This window comes from Hymenobacter sp. DG01 (assembly GCF_006352025.1).
GTDB lineage: Bacteria > Bacteroidota > Bacteroidia > Cytophagales > Hymenobacteraceae > Hymenobacter.
The window spans coordinates 2,096,794-2,115,231 of record NZ_CP040936.1; the positions used below are offsets into that span (position 1 = coordinate 2,096,794).

14 protein-coding genes are annotated in these 18,438 nt (G+C 59.3%); 2 read left to right on the forward strand and 12 right to left on the reverse strand.

The features are described 5' to 3' along the window. Nucleotides 1-37 precede the first annotated feature (37 nt). From FGZ14_RS08825 to FGZ14_RS08850, 6 genes are all read right to left on the reverse strand, one after another. Nucleotides 38-1,693, reverse strand: a complete 1,656-nt coding sequence (locus FGZ14_RS08825) for a RagB/SusD family nutrient uptake outer membrane protein (RefSeq protein WP_139923379.1) — start codon at nucleotides 1,691-1,693, stop codon at nucleotides 38-40. 33 nt (nucleotides 1,694-1,726) lie between these two features. Next, a complete protein-coding gene (locus FGZ14_RS08830; protein WP_139923382.1) occupies nucleotides 1,727-4,693 on the reverse strand; it encodes a TonB-dependent receptor in 2,967 nt (988 codons plus the stop codon). A 260-nt stretch (nucleotides 4,694-4,953) separates the two neighbouring features. Further along, complete coding sequence (locus FGZ14_RS08835; RefSeq protein WP_139923384.1) at nucleotides 4,954-5,181, reverse strand: DUF2905 domain-containing protein; 228 nt, start codon at nucleotides 5,179-5,181, stop codon at nucleotides 4,954-4,956. A gap of 8 nt (nucleotides 5,182-5,189) precedes the next feature. Next, nucleotides 5,190-6,131: a hypothetical protein gene (locus FGZ14_RS08840; protein WP_139923386.1), complete on the reverse strand. Its 942-nt coding sequence runs from the start codon at nucleotides 6,129-6,131 to the stop codon at nucleotides 5,190-5,192. Nucleotides 6,132-6,141: 10 nt separating this feature from the next. Further along, nucleotides 6,142-8,676, reverse strand: a complete 2,535-nt coding sequence (locus FGZ14_RS08845) for a type IA DNA topoisomerase (RefSeq protein WP_139923388.1) — start codon at nucleotides 8,674-8,676, stop codon at nucleotides 6,142-6,144. A 118-nt stretch (nucleotides 8,677-8,794) separates the two neighbouring features. Next, nucleotides 8,795-9,781, reverse strand: coding sequence for a hypothetical protein (locus FGZ14_RS08850; protein WP_139923390.1), 987 nt, complete (start codon nucleotides 9,779-9,781; stop codon nucleotides 8,795-8,797). Between the two features lie 383 nt (nucleotides 9,782-10,164). On the opposite strand from FGZ14_RS08850, the gene FGZ14_RS08855 reads away from it, so the two are divergent. Both FGZ14_RS08855 and FGZ14_RS08860 read left to right on the forward strand, forming a co-directional pair. Then, nucleotides 10,165-10,995 carry a DUF1206 domain-containing protein gene (locus FGZ14_RS08855; protein ID WP_180754564.1) on the forward strand — a complete coding sequence of 277 codons (831 nt, stop codon included), beginning with the start codon at nucleotides 10,165-10,167 and terminating at the stop codon, nucleotides 10,993-10,995. Between the two features lie 149 nt (nucleotides 10,996-11,144). Further along, nucleotides 11,145-11,573 (forward strand): EamA family transporter, encoded by a 429-nt coding sequence (locus FGZ14_RS08860; protein ID WP_139923394.1) that lies wholly within the window; start codon nucleotides 11,145-11,147, stop codon nucleotides 11,571-11,573. Nucleotides 11,574-11,773: 200 nt separating this feature from the next. Here the strand turns inward: FGZ14_RS08860 and FGZ14_RS08865 are convergent, their stop codons facing one another. From FGZ14_RS08865 to FGZ14_RS08890, 6 genes are all read right to left on the reverse strand, one after another. Beyond that, entirely contained in the window at nucleotides 11,774-12,721 is a 948-nt protein-coding gene (locus FGZ14_RS08865; RefSeq protein ID WP_139923396.1) for an NAD(P)-dependent alcohol dehydrogenase, read from the reverse strand. 74 nt (nucleotides 12,722-12,795) lie between these two features. After that, entirely contained in the window at nucleotides 12,796-13,137 is a 342-nt protein-coding gene (locus FGZ14_RS08870; RefSeq protein ID WP_139923398.1) for a hypothetical protein, read from the reverse strand. A 262-nt stretch (nucleotides 13,138-13,399) separates the two neighbouring features. Then, complete coding sequence (locus FGZ14_RS08875) at nucleotides 13,400-14,080, reverse strand: carbonic anhydrase (protein WP_180754566.1); 681 nt, start codon at nucleotides 14,078-14,080, stop codon at nucleotides 13,400-13,402. Between the two features lie 85 nt (nucleotides 14,081-14,165). Then, a complete protein-coding gene (locus tag FGZ14_RS08880) occupies nucleotides 14,166-15,770 on the reverse strand; it encodes a SulP family inorganic anion transporter (RefSeq protein WP_139923400.1) in 1,605 nt (534 codons plus the stop codon). Between the two features lie 185 nt (nucleotides 15,771-15,955). Next, nucleotides 15,956-17,362, reverse strand: coding sequence for a HAMP domain-containing sensor histidine kinase (locus tag FGZ14_RS08885; protein WP_139923403.1), 1,407 nt, complete (start codon nucleotides 17,360-17,362; stop codon nucleotides 15,956-15,958). A 159-nt stretch (nucleotides 17,363-17,521) separates the two neighbouring features. Continuing rightward, the gene (locus FGZ14_RS08890; RefSeq protein ID WP_139923405.1) at nucleotides 17,522-18,199 is read right to left on the reverse strand and encodes a response regulator transcription factor; all 678 of its coding nucleotides are present in this window, start codon (nucleotides 18,197-18,199) and stop codon (nucleotides 17,522-17,524) included. Nucleotides 18,200-18,438: the final 239 nt, after the last annotated feature.

Sequence of the window (18,438 nt, forward strand, 5' to 3'; positions counted from 1 at the left end):
AGACCAACGTTTGCCGGCCTGACCAGGGTAGGAAATGTTATCTGTAACCAGGGTTCTGGGTGAAGTCGCCCTTATTGGAAACGGCATCAAGCTGGCGCTGCGGAATGGGCCGTACCAAGTGAAACTCCTGAATGCTGGCGCCCGCGTCGGGATTGTACTTCTTCACGCGCTCCAGCAGCTTGCCGGTGCGCTTGAGGTCAAACCAACGCAGCTGCTCACCGCCCAGCTCCCTACCCCGCTCATCCAGGATAAAGTCCAGGGTTACGTCGGTGGGCTTGATGAGCATATCCGTTTCCTTGCCGGGTAGGGCGGCGCGGCGGCGCACCACGTTAATCAGGTCGGCGGCTTTGGCGGCGTTACCGGCCTTGAACTCGGCCTCGGCGGCCGTCAGGTACACATCGGCCAGGCGCAGCACATAGGCGTCGCGGGCACTTTGTTCCTCGGCAATGGTAGGGCGGGTGGGGTCCATGAATTTCTTCATGGTCATGTAGTGAATTCGGTCCCCGCTGATGGTGCCGTTGGGCCGGTACACGGCGCTCTGGTCCCAGATGCGGTACTTTTTCTGGGCCTTGGTGGCAGCCGGAATAATGTATTTGCTGGCTACTACGGCCGTATCACCCACGGCAATGCCGCTTACGGCCCGGTTGGCCAGCCACACCGTCTGGAAAGTGGCGGCGTAGCGAGAGTCTATCTTTTCGTTGAACAGGTTCAGGTAAAAGAGCGAGGGCATGAAGCGGTTGAACGGCCGGCCGTAGGCAATGTCGCGGATAACGCCGGGCTGATCGTCGTACTTCATCAGGAACAGCAGGTGGCCGTTGTTACCGCCGCGGGGGTGGCCGTCGGGGTAGAGCGTGGCATCTACCCTATCGTTCAGGCTCAGGTCCTTGGAGTAGTTCACGGCCCAGAGTATTTCCTTGTTCTCCAAGTTGGTCATCGACCACAAATCGGCAAAGCGGGGCTGCAGGGCGTAGCCGTAGCTACTGATGACTTTCTGGGCCAGATCGGCGGCCTGCCGGTCCTGGCCGCGGGTCAGGTACATCTTGGCCAGGAAGGCTTCGGCGGCGGGCTTGGTTACGCGCCCATAATCCACGGTAGTGGTGGGCAGATTGGCCACCGCCACGTTCAGATCCTCGAAAATCTGCTTGTAGAAGGTTTCGACGGGGGTGCGGTTGGCCGTGTTGGCTATGGAAGTCACCTCTTCGGTGGTGAAGTGCACGCCGCCCCAGGTTTCCACAATCTGCCAGTAGTAGAAAGCCCGCAGGAAGCGCAGCTCCCCCTCCCGAGTTTTCTTCAAGGCGTCACTCATACCCGAGTTGCCAACACGCGTAATGCCCGCGTTGCACACGTTCACGGCAGCGTAGAGGCGGTTCCAGAGGTCGGTGAGGGCGGCCGAGCTGCCTTGCAGGGTGGTGTACTCGGTCAGGTCGGGGTTTACGTCGCCGGCACCTCGCTGCCACAGGTCGGTGCCCATTTCCGAGATGCTATAGCCGTTTTCCTTGCCGTACCACCAGCGGTTGTAGGAATAAGCGGCGTTAACCAGCGTCTCGAAGCCGGCGGGCGTGCTGTACACACCTTCGGCCGTGAGGCCCGAGGGGTTATATTCTTCCAGCTGCTTTTCGCAGGCGGGCAGGGTAACACTTGCTACCCCGGCAGCCAGCAGCAACTTCAGCGTATGATTAGGTAAGAATTTCATCGTTCTGACTCAGCTTAAACTACCTCTACTTGCTTAAAAACCCAGGTTGATACCGGCCGTGAGCACCCGCGGGATAGGCGTGGTAATGGCTCCTCCCCGCTCGGGGTCGTAGTTGTCGATGTGGCTCCAGGTGTAGAGGTTTTTGCCCTGCACGTACACCCTAAGCGACGACATGCGCAGGCGCGAGGCCAGGCCCGCCGGGAACGTGTAGCCCAGGGTAGCAGCCCGCAACTTAGCATAAGAGCCGTCTTCGTAGAGCAGCGTGGTGCCGTAAAGGGCATTTTGCAGGGTGCTTTTCGAGAGGCTGGCGTCGGGGCGGGGGTAGTCGTTTGAGGGGTTCTCGGGGGTCCAGTAGTTTTGGCGCGAGCTGTTTTCGATGCCTTGGGGGTCGAAGAAGCCGTTGTACTCGTAGTTGAGCATCTGACCGATGCGGGCGAACAGCTGCACCGATAAATCGAAGCCTTTGTAGCTGACATCGGTATTGAAGGAGCCGCTCCATTTCGGTACCGTGGAGCCCAATACTTTCCGGTCGCCGGCCGCCGTGATGGTGTTGCTGCCGTCCAGGTCGCGCACCTTGATCTGGCCGGGCTTCTGGCCATAGGCTTTGGCCGCGTCGGCTTCATTGGTTTGCCAGATGCCAGTCTTCTCGTAGTCGTAGAACACGTTTACCGGCGAGCCGATAAACCAGCGGTTCGTCACGTCGTTACCCGACACGGTGAGGGCCGTAATTTCCTCCTTGTTCTTAAACCAGGTTAGGCCAGCATTCCAGCGGAAATTGTTCTTTTCCAGCACCAGTGCGTTCAGCCCCACCTCAATGCCGCGGTTGCGGGTTTTGCCGGCGTTTTCGGTTACAATGGAATAGCCAGAGGTAGCGGGCAGCACCCGGTTCAGCAACAGGTCGCTGGTGCGGGTATCGTACACGTCCACGGTGCCCGTAAAGCGGTTGTTCAGCAAAGCAAAGTCAAGCCCGAAGTTCAGGGTGTTCGACAGTTCCCAGCCTAGCGCTTTGTTGCCGATGCGATTAGCGAAGGTGTAAGCCGGGGCCGACGATTCGCCGAACGCAAACGGAATGCGCACCAGCAACGACTGCGTGGAGTAGGCCGGAATATCGTAGTTGCCGGCGCGGCCGTAGCTGGCCCGCAGCTTCAGGTCCGTAATCGGCGTGAGGTCCTTCATAAAGTCTTCCTCAATGATACGCCAGGCCACGGCGGCCGAGGGGAAGAAGGCCCACTTGTTGCCCGGCGCTAGCACCGAGGAGCCGTCGGAGCGCCCGGTGAGGGTAAGCAGGTAGCGGCTCTTGAAGTTGTATTGCACCCGGCCCGTAAACGAAATCAGCTTGCTGTTTACGTAGCCGCTGTTGATGCCCACCTGCTGGTTGGCGTTGGCCAGGGCGTAGAAACCCTGGTAGTCCAGCAGCTGGTTGCGGCCCTGGGCGTTGGAGTTTTCGGTGTTGAAGGTGAGCAGCGAGGTGACACCCGTGGCCGTAATGGCGTGGTTGCCGAAGGTTTTGTTGTAGTTCAGGATGTTCTCCCAGCTCCAGTTGGTAACGAACTCCGTCCCGTACGCCGACTGTGCCACCGAGCCGTTGCGGTCCAGGGTGTTGGAGCCCTGGTAAATACCGGTGCGGGCACTGGATAAGGTGAGGCCCAGGTTAGAACGCAGGTTCAGGCTGGGCAAAATCTGGTAGCTGGCGTAGCCCGTGACAAAGGTGCGCGTGGTGCGCACGTTGTTCTGGTAATTGCCCTCCTGCTCGTCAATCAGGGGATTGATGAAGTTGCCGGCGTTGGGAAAAACCGACAATTGCCCGTTCTCGTCGTAGGGTGTGAGCAGGGGGTTAATCTTGTTGGCTTGGTTGGTAGGGTCGCGGCGGCGGTCCTGGTTGAAGTAGGTGAGCTGACTTTGCAAACCTACCCGCACTTTATTGTTGATTTCCTGGTCGAGGTTGAAGCGGATGGAGTACCGGTTCAAATCGTCCATCCGAAACAGACCCTGCTCATTGAAGTAGTCGAAGGAGGTGTAGAACTTCGTCTTGTCCGAGCCACCCGAAAGGCCAATCTGGTGCTCCTGCTGCACGCCCTGGCGCAGCAGCATATCCATCCAGTCAGTTCCCGTACCGTTGGCAATATTCTGAATCTCCAGCGGCGTGAAGATTTTGGAGTCGTCGGCAGGGCCGGTCCAGGTGCCGGTGGTGCGGTTGGCTTCGCGCTTCTGGGCTACGTAGGCGGCCGCGTCGTTCACGCGGGGGTAGTACACGGCATCGGTAATGCCATAATAGGAGTTGATGGTCACCCGGGGCTGCCCGGCCGCCCCCTTCTTCGTCGTGACGATGATTACCCCGTTCGCCCCGCGCGAGCCGTAGATGGCCGTGGAGGCCGCATCCTTGAGCACCTCCATGCTCTGGATGTCGTTGGGGTTGATGTCTTGAATGGAGTTGTACTGCACCCCATCCACAATGAACAGGGGGCCGTTTTGGGCCGTGATGGAGCGGTTGCCGCGTACGGCAATGTTCACGCCTGAGCCCGCCGAGCCGCTGCTGCGGGTAATATCCACGCCCGGCAAACGGCCCTGCAGAGTTTCCATCACGTTGGCTGAAGGCACCTTCTTCAGGTCCTCTTCCTTCACCGACACAATGGAGCCGGTCACGTCGCTCTTCTTCACCTGCCCGTAGCCAATGACCACTACCTCGTCCAGTGCCTTCTCATCCGACTTCAGCGACACTTTCAGCTGGGTTTGTGAGCCGACACTTACCGTTTGAGGCAGGTAGCCGATGTAGCTGAACGTCAGGGCCACATCCCCACCTTCCGGAATACTGAGGGTAAACTTGCCGTCCCCATCCGTGGTAGCGCCAATAGTGGTATTTTTCACTACCACCGTCACCCCGGGCAAGGCCTCACCCGTGGTACCATCGAGCACTCGTCCCTGAAGCTGGCGGGTTTGCTGCGCCTGGGCAGCCACCGTTGTACCCAGCACCAGGGCACTCACTAGTAAAGCGTTTCTCATGGTGGGGAATTTTGATTGGTCGAAGAAAGAGCAGCCGGGCGCACCGAAGTAGCCCTCACTAATGTTAGGCGAATACCCACCGCATTCTACCTACCAAGCCCCTGATTATTTGCGCAATCGTTGTCGGGAACGTTGCCAATGCTGCCCGTCAGGTGTCTTTGTACTCTCTTCAACCCACCTTCCCTACCCCTGCAGCTCACCCCACCCCGAACGGCCAACTCCTGCCGAGGCTACTATTAATTGCACTTACCGAATATACACTAGCTCAAGCGCCGCACCAGCCACATGATCAGGCTTAGCAGCAAGCTCACCAGCAGCATGGACACAATAGGTGCGTAGAACCGGAACCCCGGCCGCTCCACCCGAATGTCGCCCGGCAGCCGCCCGAACCAGCCGAGCAGACTACCCCCACCCAGCCATACAAACACCCCAAAGGCCACCAGCACGAGGCCGAGAATGACGAGAGTTTTGCCGAGTTGAGGGTTCATGGCGGAGACTATTTTTTTGCAGGCACCCACTCCTGCGTTTTACGCAACGACTCTAATAGTGCGTATAGACGTGTCAGGCCGAACGCCCCTATCCCACCTTTGTCTTCTACTTGTAAGCGCCGCCCATCCGCATACATTACACGTAGCGTAATATAGGGCACATGGTTGAAGCCAATGCGGTACTCACGGCTTATCTTATCTGGTTCCAGATAGTTTAATAGTTGTACCAGTTGCTGTTGCGTTGTGTCAGTGAGCTTGGCTGTCAAGTCTTCGCACTTCTTCTCAGACTCATCGAGCACCGGGTACTCGCAGTCATGGTACTTGGTTCTACCGAGAGGTTCCACCCGTATTTCAATTTCTTCTACATCGTGGTAGGCGAAATGTGAGGTGTACAGAATACTATCCGGCTGAATGTTCAGCGTGGGGGTCGGGTTATACTCAATTAAGCCTCCAAACCGATAAGTTAACAGAAACTCCTGCCGATCCTTCTTTTTCAAGGGCTCCGTAATCAAGAAAGGCTTATCATAATCAGCGTATGAAATCAGGGGTTGTTTGCCCGCATACTTAATGCGGGCCACCGGGCAATACCGGTAGAACTGACGGCTGAACTCTTCCAAAACCAGCCTATCCCTCATATCAAGCACGCAGATTACTTTACTCTTATTATTGTAGTGAGTACCTGTGATGAGTAGATCTAGCAATCCATTTCCATCAATATCTGCCTTTTCCCAGGCCCGCACTTTTTCCCGCTGATAAAGCTGTTGCACCCGCTTGTCTTCAAAGCGAAGTCGAGAGTCCACCTGAAAATTCTTGTAACTCTCATCTAGCGACCTTACTACCTGCTGAACTGCGGCGTCAGTAGTCAGATTAGCTAATCTCCCTTGTGCCTGAACATTGACCGTCAGGCCCGACAATAGCAAGAGAATGAGTACGGTATAAGTCTTTAGCATATAGCAGATTTTACCCCTTATTATCAAACACCGGCTCAATCCTACCCTCCGCGCCAACCTGCAGGGCGGCTTCGTAGCGGTTGCCGGTTTTGAAGGAGATGAAGCCCCGGATGACGCCGGTTTTGCCTTTGCGCAGGAGCTGGTTCATCTGGGCGTCGGTGAGGGTTTTGCCACCCCATTCGAAGGGCACCCGAAACTGGCAATCCTCGCGGAAACGGGAGCAGCCCCAGGCGCTTTTGCCCTTTAGCATCTGGCCCAGGCGGCACACCGGGCAGGGTATCTGGCCGGGGTCGGTGGCGGTAGTAGGCTTGCTTTCGGCGGCACGCACCAGCTCCAGGGTATGCTGGGGGGTGAGCTTGATGGCGGCGCTGTACTTGTTGCCGGCATCATCCAGAAAGCCCTGCATAACTTGAGTACGGCCCTTCTTGAGCAAGTCACCGACTTGCTTGTCAGTTAGCTTCTTGCCTTCGTACTGGGTAGGAAGCCGCAGCTGGCAGCCTTCACGCCAGCGCGAGCAGCCGAAGGCCGTTTTGCCGCGCAGCACATGGCCGCTCCCGCAGGCCGGGCACGTACCCAGCGCGCCGGGTACGGCGGGGGTAGCCGCCGCAGCCGGTGTCGGGCGAGGGTTGGCGGCTTTGGCGGGGGTAGCGGCGTCGGCAGAAGTTACCGTTACGGCCCGGCCCGAGCCATCCTGCTTTACCTCGTGCACCATTTCACGCACCAGCTGCTTTAGCTCGCCCAGAAACTGCTCCTGATCTAGCTGGCCGCCTTCAATCTGGCGCAGCTTTTTCTCCCACTGTCCCGTTAGCTCCGCCGATTTTAGCGTGGGGTTGCGGATAAGGCCGATCAGCTCCACGCCGGTGGCGGTGGGCACAATCTTCTTTTTGTCGCGGCGGATGTAGCCCCGCTTGAACAGGGTTTCGATGATGGCGGCACGGGTGGAGGGCCTCCCAATACCGTTTTCTTTCATGGCCTGGCGCAGTTCGTCATCGTCTACATTGCGGCCGGCGGTTTCCATGCCGCGCAGCAGCATGGCCTCCGAGTATTCGCGCGGGGGCTGAGTCATCTTGGAATCCAGGCGGGGCTTGTGAGGGCCGTTTTCGCCTTTCTCGAACGCAGGCAGCACGGTGCTTACCACATCGTCGTCGCCCTCGCCGGCAGCTTTCGGGGCTGAGGGGGCCTGCTGTTTTTCCGGGTCGCCGTACACCACGCGCCAGCCGGGATTCAGAATCTGCCGGCCCCGTACCCGGAAGGTGCGGCCCGCCGCTTCGGCTGTCACCGTAGTGTTCGACACTTCACAATCGGGGTAGAAAGCGGCCAGGAAACGGCGCACGATGATGTCATAGACGCTGTGCTCGGTGCCGCCTAGGCCGCTGGCGCTGGCCCCGGTCGGGATGATGGCGTGGTGGTCGGTAACTTTATTGTTATTAAAGACCTTGCCCGACTTCTTGATTTTACCGGCCAGCAGCGGGGCCGTGAGGCTGTTATAGGCCCCCAGCCCGCGTAGAATACCCGGAATTTTGGGGTACTGGTCGTCGGGCAGGAAGGTGGTATCTACGCGGGGGTAGCTCACCACCTTCTTCTCGTAGAGGGCCTGCACGGTTTTCAGCGTGTCCTCGGCCGAGAGGCCCAGCTGGTTGTTGCACTGCACCTGCAGGGAAGTCAAATCAAACAAGGACGGCGGCGTTTCCAGCCCCTTCTTGATTTCGACGTTGGTTACCGTCAGGGGCACGTCCTTTACGGCGGCCATAGCGGCGTCAGCCTCTTCCTGGGTCAAGAAGTAGCCACGGGCTTTCAGGCGGGCCTTTTCGTCGGGCTCGTCGTCGTCCTTGCCCTTTTTCACCACGGCTACGTGGCTGAACATGGTGCCGCGGTACTCCGTGCGCAGCACCCAGTAGGGCTCGGGCCGGAAGTTCTGGATTTCGTGGTAGCGGTCCACGAGCAGGGCCAGGGTAGGCGTTTGCACCCGCCCAATGCTGAGTACCTGGCGCTGACCGGCGGCATACTTCAGGGTAAACAGGCGGGTAGCGTTCAGGCCCAGCAGCCAGTCGCCGACGGCGCGGCTTTTGCCGGCCTGGTAGAGCGAGTCGAACTCGGAGCCGTCGCGCAGGTTCTGGAAGCCCTGGCGGATGGCTTCTTCCGTCAGCGAGGAAATCCAGAGGCGCTTGGTGGGCTTGCGGTACTTGGCCTCCAGCAGCACCCAGCGCTGAATCACCTCTCCTTCCTGACCGGCGTCGCCGCAGTTAATAACTTCCTCGGCGTTAGCCAGCAGGTTTTTGATAACAGTAAACTGGCGCACTACCCCGTCGTCGCGGCGCATGAGCTTGATGCCGAAGTTCTCGGGCACCATGGGCAAATCATGAATACTCCAGCGCTTCCACTCGGGACGGTAGTCCTCGGGCTCCCGCAACTGGCAGAAGTGCCCGAACGTCCAGGTAACCTGGTAGCCGTTGCCCTCAAAATACCCATCCATTTTGCGGGTGGCACCCAGCACCTGGGCAATTTCGCGGGCTACGCTGGGCTTTTCGGCAATACAAACTTTCACTTCTGACTGATTCTCGCGGATGAATACCTTACCCCCAAGGCAGGGGGTAGCAGGGAATCAACAAAGATAAGAGGAGAAAAAGTCGGGGCGAAGGGGCCGATTTTCAGCCCCCAGCGGTTCAGGAGGCCGAAGCCAGCTCCAGTTGGTTGGCCGCCACAAAATGGTAGCGTACCTCATAGAAGCCCGCATCCGACACCCGGTCCAGCATCAGTACGCTGTCAATCTCAAAGGGCAGGCCCCGGGCTACCACCCGCACCGGGTTGAGGCGGCGCTGCAGGGCAATTTCTTCGCGGGCAATGTGAAGGGCGGCGGCTTCGGAGGCGGCCTGCACGCGCACGTAAAACAGGTTGGCCATCGGGAACTGCCGGTGCTCCCGGATTTCGCCGTCCCAGTTGCTGAAGTTGTCCAGATCAGCCGGGAAAGCGCTGTCGTAGCGCTCGTCCAGCACTTTCTGCTTTACGGGGTGGTAGGCCACGGGCGTGTTCAGGCGGTGGGTAATGAGCCTGACCAGGTGCTCTACCTCCAGCTGGGGGCCTTGCCCCACCAGGTTGCCCCGATGATAAAGGCCAAACAGGTTCTGCTGCTCGTTGTGGGTGACTACTACCCCGCTTTTGGCCGCCACCTGCTGCAATTCCTGCTCATACAGCTCCTGATCGGCGTGGAGGTGGCCCCAGCGGTTGTCCGGGGGCACCAGCACCCCAAACTCATCGGGGGGCGTCAGGACCATGGTAGCAGAGTTGTTGCCCTCAAAAATGCGGGGGTAGTATTGCTTCAGCTGGCTGAAGCTCAGGCTGGCGACCCATAGGGCCAGCGTAGTGCGGTGCAGCCGGAAAGCACCCGCCTCGCTGTTTATATAGTAGCCGATGGACGTGAAGCGGCTGGCCTGGCTGAGCGGCAGCGTAATCACCTGAGGCTCATTTTCGGCATTCAGGCCGAAGAAACAAGGGTGTCCCTGCTCAGCCAACTGAAGAACATACAGCCCGAAGGGAATATTTTCCTGAGCGCTCTGCAATGGCGTCCCGCGGTATTCCGCTTCGTGTTTTTTTACCTCCCCGGCCAGCTGGACGAGCGAGTCATAGGCAAACAGTTCTTCAATTTTCCTCAAACCGTGCATGACAACGACACTATATACTTTGTATTATGCGGCAAGATATTATGACGAAGCCAACTTTACACAATTAATAATACAATATATAGTGAATATAATTATAAACTATAGATAAAAATCATATTCCTATATTTTTGATTATCAGCATCTTGCGCACAACCGAGTCTCTGACACCCAAGCTCAGCAGTAGCCCAAATTCCGATGGCGTTTTGGCTCCGCGCCCAAACGACCCGCTCCGGCAGCCACCGGCGCTATCTGAGGCTATGGCGCATACTGCGCTTTTGAGGCGTGGGCTTTGTTCCAGTGTGCTGCCCTACCCAGCTCGACCGAACCAACCGCCGGGGCGGGCGCGTAGAAGAGGCTTCTGGCGCTTCTTTCCGATGAACTCTCTCGCCTCCGCTGTCAGTACTGTGCCGCCTACCCCGGCCGCGGGCCTCAGGGCCTGGGCCCGGCTGGGGTTTGCCTCCCTGGGTTTTGTATACTTAGTACTGGGAATACTGGCGGGCATGGCGGCCCTGGGAGTGCGGGGTAGTGCGGCACCCGGGCAGCAGGAGGTGTTTGAAACCATTCAGCACATGCCCCTGGGCCAGGTGCTGCTGTGGCTGGTAGCGGCTGGCCTGCTAGGCTATGTGGCCTGGCGGCTGGCCCAGGCCCTGCTCGACACCGAAGGCAGAGGGCTGACGGTGGCCGGGCTGGCTTTCCGGGGGTTCTACCTGTTCAGCGCCCTGCTCTATGGCCTACTGGCTTTTTTCGCGGGTAAAACGGCCTGGTATGGCCGCCTGCCGCGAGGACAGGAAACCGGCAAGTCGGAGTTGCAGAAGGTGCTGCATCAGCCGCACGGGCAGGGGCTGCTGGCCCTGATTGGGGTAGTTATTCTGGGGGCCGGCCTGCTTCAGCTGTACCGGGCCTGGTCGGGCAAGTTTGACACCGACGTTAACGGCAGCCCACTGACGTCGGCGCAGCGGCACCTTGTGTACCGGATGGGCCAGATCGGCTACAGTGCCCGGGCCGTGGTATTGAGCAGCATGGGCCACTTCTGCTTTCTGGCGGCCCACCACGCCAACGCCAACGAAATCCGGGATACGCAGGGCTGCTTTCACGCCCTGCAGGCGTTGGGGCCGGAGGTTTTGGGCACCGTGGCTGGTGGGCTGACCCTCTACGGGGCCTACCTTTTGGTACAGGCCAAACACCCCATTTTGCGCGGTCTGTAAGCGGGGTAGTGCCTTTCCGGAAGCCCGCGCACTTGGGGTCCTACCCTAAGGCAGCCGTAGGCAGGTAGCTGGCAGCCTGGCATCTGATTTTCAGCTAAATGCCAGTGAGCTGCGTATCTCATCCTCGTAGCTTCTCTTTCCGGAAATTTATGTGGTGGATGTTTTCCTTGCTGGCTGCCCTGTCGGCGGCGGTGGTGGTTACGCTTTCCAAGGTAGGCGTGAAGAATATTGAATCCAGCGTGGCTTTCGCCATACAGTCGGTACTGATTGTGGGGGTAGCCTGGGGGGTAGTGGCCTGGCAGGGGCACCTGGGACAGGTAGCCGAAATTGACCGGCGCACCTGGCTGTTTCTGATTGCCGCCGGCGTTATCACCTGCCTTTCCTCCTTGTTCTCCTTTCAGGCCTTAAAAATGGGGCAGGCTTCGCGCACTTCGTCCTTCGATAAGATTTCCCTGGTTTTCTCTATCCTGCTGGCGGTATTCTTTCTCAAGGAGAAAGTCACCTGGCAGGTCATTCTGGGCGCGGCCCTGATGGCCACCGGAGCCGTGCTGATAGCCTTCACCCGGGAAAGTAACTAAGCCGCCTACCCCCTCTGCCGGCCCGAAGCCTCTGGGGTTATGGCTGCAGGCACTTGCCCAACAGGTGGCCGGCCGGGCAGCCAATAAAGAAAGCCATTCCGAGCTGGCCGGGAAGTTCCACCCGGCTTAAGCTGGGTTACTGTGGCAACACCAGCTGGTGAGAGCTCCAGCCAGCTCGGAATGACGTTCTTCCGGGGAGGCTAGTCCACCGTTAGCACGATTTTGCCGGCGGCGCGGCCGGTTTCGCTGTAGCGGTGCGCTTCGGCTGTTTCCGGGAGCGGAAAGGTTTTGTCGATGACGACGCGGATGGCGCCCGCCTGCAGCCAGGCCGAAATCAGAGCCAGATCGGTGCCGCGTTCCTTGGCCATGAACACATGCGCCGATTTGGTGGAAAACGCGGAAGCCAGCTTATCGGCCACCACGGCAACCGGATCGGGGGTAGTGGTTACGTAGCGCCCATTACGACGCAAGGCGCCCTGGCAGGCCGTGAAGCTGCTTTTGCCCACGGCATCAAAAATCAGGTCGTAGCGGCTCAGGTCTTTCGTAAAGTCGTGCTCCCGATGGTTGAGGACCCGGTCGGCACCCAGGCCGCGCACTAGCTCAGCGTTGTCGGGGCCACAGACGCCGGTTATCTCGCCTGCCCCCAGAGCCCGGGCAATCTGCACGGCAAATACTCCTACCCCACCAGCCGCGCCGTTAATCAGCACCCGGTCGCCGGAGAGTAGCTGGCCGTAGTCGTGCAGGCCCTGCAACGCCGTGAGGGCACCCAGGGGCACGGCCCCGGCTTCTTCGAAGCTGAGCTTTTCGGGAATGAAGGCCGCCACCGATTCAGCCAACAGAGCGTATTCGGCGTTGGCATTGCCGGCGCCATCGTTGGGCATGCCGTACACCCGGTCGCCTGGCTTGAACCGCGTCACGTTGGCCCCCACAGCGGCTACCTCCCCGGCTACGTCGCGGCCCGGAATCTTGGGAAACTTCTGCCCGGTAATAAGCTTCAGGTCGCCGCGCCGAATTTTCCAGTCCACGGGATTCACACTGCTGGCTCGCACCCGTACCAGAATCTGGTTGGGCTGGGGCATGGGGGTAGGCAGCTGGCCGTAGCGTAGCACTTCGGCGGGGCCGTACTCATTGAAATAAATGGCGTTCATCGGTACACAGGTTGGTTACGCAGCCTACGCAGGACCGATGTGCCAGGGTTAGGTCAGGGCAACACCTGATTGACTTAACGGCTTACTGGCGCGGACTTCACGAAGATTAGAGTGCTGCTACTATTGCCGTTGCCCATCTGGCCACCCGGAATGATGCCCTGTAGCACATAGCCCTGCTTTATGTAGGTGCTAACCAGCTTCTGAGACTGTTCGGCGACCATCTGACCATAGGTCTGGCTCTTGGCAGGCACGAATTTCTGGGTTTGCGCGGGCCCGCTTCCAGTAGAAACAGAAACGTAGAGGCGCCCGTTGTCCTGCCCTAGTTGCGCAGTCACAACCGCGGGGGCTTCCTGGGCAAGCACCGGGGAAACGCTTAGCACCAGCAGGCAGCTAACTACAAAGAGTAGCTTTTTCATAGGAATTTGACTTAAGTACAACTGCCCAGTGCCCACACGAACTTCATGCTAGGAAACCGCTATACTTTCCGGTCAGGGTTTTGGGCCGGCTTTTCCTCCCGATGGGCGCTATTCGGGTACGAGACGGTACGCATACACGCAAAAAACCACCGCATCCAAAGGACGCGGCGGTTCCACACATCGAAAGCGCACTCCCCTCAGACTACGCCCGATGATGCTACGTGCGCGGAGCTACTGCCCCGGCGCACCGGTTTTTCGGTATCTAGCGGGCAGGCGTGCCGCTCGGCGCAGCAGGCGCGGCGGCTTCGTCGGCGGCCTGCGTGCCGTAGATGTGCTCCAGCTCCGTGATGAGGTCGTCCTCTACCTTGAGGTCCTTGAGCAGGCCTTCCTTGATATCATATACCAGTCCGTGCAGGCGCGGGGGCTTGGCACCTTTACGGGCGTTCTGGATGATGCTGGTTTTGGCCAGGTTGCGCACCTGCTCCATTACGTTCAGCTCTACCAGCCGGCGCAGGCGGGCCGCCTCGTCGGAAATGGCCAGGAACTCCGTTTCGTGCACCCGGATTACGTCGCGAATGTTGGTCAGCCAGTTGTCAATCAGGCCAAACTGCTTGTTATCGGCCGCTGCTGCTACCCCACCGCAGCCGTAGTGGCCTACCACCATAATGTCTTCCACACCGAGCACCTCCACGGCGTACTGCAGCACCGAAAGCAGGTTGAAATCGGTGTTCACCACCATGTTGGCGATGTTACGGTGCACAAACATCTCGCCGGGGCCGGTGCCGGTAATGGCAGAGGCCGGCACGCGCGAATCCGAGCACCCGATGAACAGGTACTTCGGCTTCTGCCCATTGGCCAGGCGGTTGAAGAAATCGGGGTCCTGGGCTTGCTTTTCGCTAACCCATTTGCGGTTATTTTCCAGAATTGGCTCGATGCCTTTCATATGCAGGGAAAAGTGGAGAGGTAAATGAGGGGAACAATGTGGGTCTGGTCAGGCAACTCGCGGGCCGCTTCAGCACCCGTGTCGGCTAGTGCCCCAGCACATGTACTTGCTGAATGCCGCGCAGCTCCAGCCCAATACCGCGCTCAGGGGCCGAGAGCCGGAAGTTCTCAATTGCTTCCAGCACATCGTAATCGATAAAGGATGAATCGGACCCATCAATGAGCACTTGGGAGTTAGGCGGAAGCTCGTCAAGTACTTTTACGATGCTGGCCTTGTTAAGGAACGAGACTTGCTCCGATAATTTCAGGTGTATGGGCCCACCGGCCTGCGAGGCTGGCCGGCTCAGGAAATACGCCGACTCGTAGTTGGCCTTCAGAATGTAGAAGATACCTACTACCAGCCCCACGGTTACGCCCTTCAGCAGATCGGTGAAAAGGATGGCAATAATCGTGACGATGAAGGGCAGAAACTGCTGCCAGCCCAGCTTCCACTGGGTGCGGTACAGGGAGGGCTTCGTGAGCTTGAAACCCACCATCAGCAGCACGGCGGCCAGCGCCGAGAGCGGAATCCGGTTCAGTACGGGCTCCAGGAACAGCAGGCTGGTGAGCAGCAGCAGCCCGTGAAAGAAAGCCGACATGCGGGTTTGGCCCCCAGCGTTGATGTTGGCCGAGCTGCGCACGATAACCGCCGTCATGGGCAGGCCCCCAAGCAGGCCGCTCAGGATGTTGCCTACCCCCTGGGCCAGCAGCTCGCGGTTGGTGGGCGTCACCCGCTTGTGGGGGTCCAGCTTGTCCACGGCTTCCACGCTCAGCAGGGTTTCCAGGGAGGCCACAATGCCAATGGTGAAGGCCACAGTGTAAGTGGCAGGCCGCTGGAAGGCAGCCCAGTCGGGGGACGTGAAGATGCGGGTGAAATCCTGCCAGGCCGTAATAGAGGGCAGGGTTACCAGGTGCTCGGGCCGAATACGAAGTACGGGCGCGGCCACATCCAGTAGGCTGTTCAGGCCTATGGAAATCACCACCACCACCAGGGCCCCCGGCACCAGCCGCAGAAAGGCAACGTGCTTGCTTAGCGTATCCCAGGAGAGCAGAATGGCCAGTGAAACCAGCCCCACCAGTGCCGAGCCGGCACTGATACCGCCCATGGCCGACTGAATGGCCGAGAAGGTGTTCTGCCCGTTGAACTGCAGGAAGTCCATGTCCTCGAAGTAGTCTGAGTCAGCGCCTACAAAGTGCGGAATCTGCTTCAGAATCAGGATCAGGCCGATGGCAGCCAGCATTCCCCGGATAACGGAGGTAGGGAAGTAAAGCCCGATGATACCGGCCTTGGCTACCCCCAGCACCAACTGCAGCACCCCGGCTAGCACGGTGGCCGCCAGCACGGCCTCGAAAGAGCCCAGCGTGCTCAGGGCCGAGAGAATAATGGCCGTGAGGCCGGCGGCCGGGCCGCTTACGCTCAGCTGGGAGCCACTGACCCAAGATACCACTACTCCCCCTATAATACCCGCTATGATGCCCGCCAGCAGCGGAGCGCCCGAAGCCAGGGAGATGCCCAGGCACAAGGGCAGGGCCACCAGAAATACCACCAGCCCGGCGGGCAGGTCTTTACCCAGCGTCTGGAAAGGCGAGGTAGGCACATTTGGCGGTTGCTGAAGCACCGGTGCTTCGGTAACCGAAGGAGTCTTTAACATACGGGAGGGGAGTTGAGGCGGGCGAACAGTTTCGGAGGTAGCCCAGGGGCACCTCCGAGTGTATGCAATGCTACAGCTCAGTTGTTAAGACCCAATTAAAAGCACGTTAAAAGCAAATTAAAACCAGAAACTGACCTTAGCGGCGGGGTTGAAACCGGGGAAAATGATACCTGCCGGCCATGCCCCTACACCACCGCAGCTGGCAGGTCGAGGGTGACGGCTGTGCCCTGGCCCAACTGGCTTTCCACGTACACGTGCCCCCCGTGCAGGTCCATGATTTTGGCGGTGAGGGGTAGCCCAATACCGTGTCCGGGCACGTTGCGCACAGTTTCAGCCCGGAAGAAGGGCACAAATACCTGTTGGCGGTCGGCCTCCGTCATGCCTACCCCCTTGTCGCGCACCACCAGCTGCACCCGGCTCTGCGAGGCCGTGAGCGTAGCCACCACCGGATCGGAGCATCCGGCCGAAAACTTGCAGGCATTTTCTAAAATGTTCAGAAAGGCTGACAGCAGCAGGGGTTCGTTGCCGGGCACCCCGTAGGGCACCCGGCGCCGGTTGTCGGCGGGCTCACTGAACTCCAGGTCGATGCGGCAGGTAGGGTGGCGGCGGTGGACCTCCTCGTGGGCCTGGAGCAGTAGCTCATCTACCCGGATCAGGCTCAGGGGCACCTGCGAGGGGTCGTCGGAGGCGCGGGCAATCTGCAGCAGACCGTTGGTGAGGTCCTTGAGCAGGCGGGCCGCGTCGAGGGTATTCTGTAGCACACGCCGGTATTCCTGGGTGCTGCGCTCCTGCTGCAGCAGGGCCACCTCCAGCTGCCCGATGATGGCCGTGAGGGGGGTGCGCAACTCATGGGAGGCGTCGCGGACAAAGGTGCGCTGCCCAGCAAAAGCGGTTTCGAGGCGGTTGAGCAGGCTATTGAAGCGCTGCGCCAGCAACGACACCTCATCCTGCCCATCGGACTGAGACAGGCGGCGGTGCAGGTCGGAGGCCGTAATGCTATCCACCTCCTGAATAATGCGCTGCATGGGCTTGAGGGCCTGCCCGGCAAAGAAAAATCCGCCAATACCCACTATCACGAAGGAAGCCAGCAGGCCCGTTACCAGCACCGTCAGCAGGTCGCCCATTTTCTGGCGGCTGTCGGCATCCACCGAGGAGGCCACCACCACAAAGTCGCCGCGCCGGGCGTCGCGGTAGAGCATGCCCACCGTCTGGCGATAGTCGCGCTCCTGAACTACTTCCCGACCTTCTTCGCGCACAGCGGCCAGCAGCTCCTGCGGCACGGGCTCCGGGCCGTCGCGCCCTTCCTTGAACACTACCTGATTGCGGGCATCGAATACGCGCACTTCCTCCTGGGGCAGGGTCCGGTAGAATTGCCGCAGGTAGCGCCGGTAGGAGGCGCGGCTGACTTCGTCGGCGCGGTTGGTACCGTCCAGGTAAACGTGCGCCACAATCCGGGCCCGGGCAAACAGGCTTTCACTGAAGAAGTCGCGCCTGGAGGTGTAGGTGAAGTAGTAAATGGCCACCGAAAACAGCAGCAGCGTAACGGCCAGAATAAGGGCGAACTGCAGCGTCAGGCGCGTACGGATGGTCATGGATCAGTTGTCGGTTGTGAATTGCCGGTTGCTGGTTGCCAGTTACGAGTTAACAGGGGTGAGTTGTGGGAGAATATGCTGATAGAGGGCATTGTGGCGCATCGGCTGAGAACTGGCAACCGGCAACTCACAACTGACAACTCACTCCTGGCAACTGAATCAGTCTTCCTTCATCACGTAGCCCATGCCTACCAGGGTGTGGATCAGCTTGGGGGTAAAATCTTTATCGAGCTTTTTGCGCAAGAAGTTGATGTACACGTCGATGACGTTAGAGCCGGTATCGAAGGACGTTTCCCAGACGTGCTCCAGAATATCAACGCGCGAGACTACACGGTTCTGGTTGCGCAGCAGGTACTCGAGCAGGGCAAACTCGCGGGCGGTCAGCTGAATTACCTGCCCGGCCCGCTGCACAACCTTGCGCACGGGGTCCAGGGTAAGGTCGGCCAGGCGCAGTACGGCTTCGGCCGCCGGCGACTCGTGGCGGCGGCGGGCCAGGGCCCGGATGCGGGCCAGCAGCTCCTGAAAGGCGAAGGGCTTGACCAGGTAGTCATCGGCTCCGGCATCGAGGCCCCGAATTTTGTCGTCGGTTTCGCCCAGGGCCGTGAGCATTAGAATGGGCACACTAGTGTCCTGGGCCCGCACCTGGCGGCACACCTCCAGCCCGCTCAGGCCGGGCAGCAGCGTGTCGAGAATCAGTAGGTCGTAGCCGCCGGCCTGGGCCAAGCGCAGGCCCAGCAGGCCATCGGCGGCCAGGTCAACGGTGTAGTGCTGCTCCGTCAGGCCTTGATGCAGAAAGGAGGCCACTTTCGGTTCGTCTTCAACCAGCAGAATTTTCATGGGCAGGCATACGCAAGTTCAGGCGGGCAAGGTAGCGCCTTAACCCTAGACCCGCTGAAATACGGCTCCACCACAACCGCCAGGACCTAAATTGCGTTGCCTGTACAAATACTAATAATTATCGAAATAATTTTAATATTCCTTGTTATTATAGATTACATCCAATACGTTTATGGAAATATTCCATGCAGTTTTTACCCAACTTCCTTCTTTTTCATCTTCTCTCTGCTTTTCGCCGG

Coding starts and splice junctions, on each gene's coding strand:
- FGZ14_RS08825 (WP_139923379.1), bottom strand. CDS start 1,693: ATGAAATTCTTACCTAATCATACGCTGAAGTTGCTGCTGGCTGCCGGG.
- FGZ14_RS08830 (WP_139923382.1), bottom strand. CDS start 4,693: ATGAGAAACGCTTTACTAGTGAGTGCCCTGGTGCTGGGTACAACGGTG.
- FGZ14_RS08835 (WP_139923384.1), bottom strand. CDS start 5,181: ATGAACCCTCAACTCGGCAAAACTCTCGTCATTCTCGGCCTCGTGCTG.
- FGZ14_RS08840 (WP_139923386.1), bottom strand. CDS start 6,131: ATGCTAAAGACTTATACCGTACTCATTCTCTTGCTATTGTCGGGCCTG.
- FGZ14_RS08855 (WP_180754564.1), top strand. CDS start 10,165: ATGAACTCTCTCGCCTCCGCTGTCAGTACTGTGCCGCCTACCCCGGCC.
- FGZ14_RS08860 (WP_139923394.1), top strand. CDS start 11,145: ATGTGGTGGATGTTTTCCTTGCTGGCTGCCCTGTCGGCGGCGGTGGTG.
- FGZ14_RS08865 (WP_139923396.1), bottom strand. CDS start 12,721: ATGAACGCCATTTATTTCAATGAGTACGGCCCCGCCGAAGTGCTACGC.
- FGZ14_RS08870 (WP_139923398.1), bottom strand. CDS start 13,137: ATGAAAAAGCTACTCTTTGTAGTTAGCTGCCTGCTGGTGCTAAGCGTT.
- FGZ14_RS08875 (WP_180754566.1), bottom strand. CDS start 14,080: ATGAAAGGCATCGAGCCAATTCTGGAAAATAACCGCAAATGGGTTAGC.
- FGZ14_RS08880 (WP_139923400.1), bottom strand. CDS start 15,770: ATGTTAAAGACTCCTTCGGTTACCGAAGCACCGGTGCTTCAGCAACCG.
- FGZ14_RS08885 (WP_139923403.1), bottom strand. CDS start 17,362: ATGACCATCCGTACGCGCCTGACGCTGCAGTTCGCCCTTATTCTGGCC.
- FGZ14_RS08890 (WP_139923405.1), bottom strand. CDS start 18,199: ATGAAAATTCTGCTGGTTGAAGACGAACCGAAAGTGGCCTCCTTTCTG.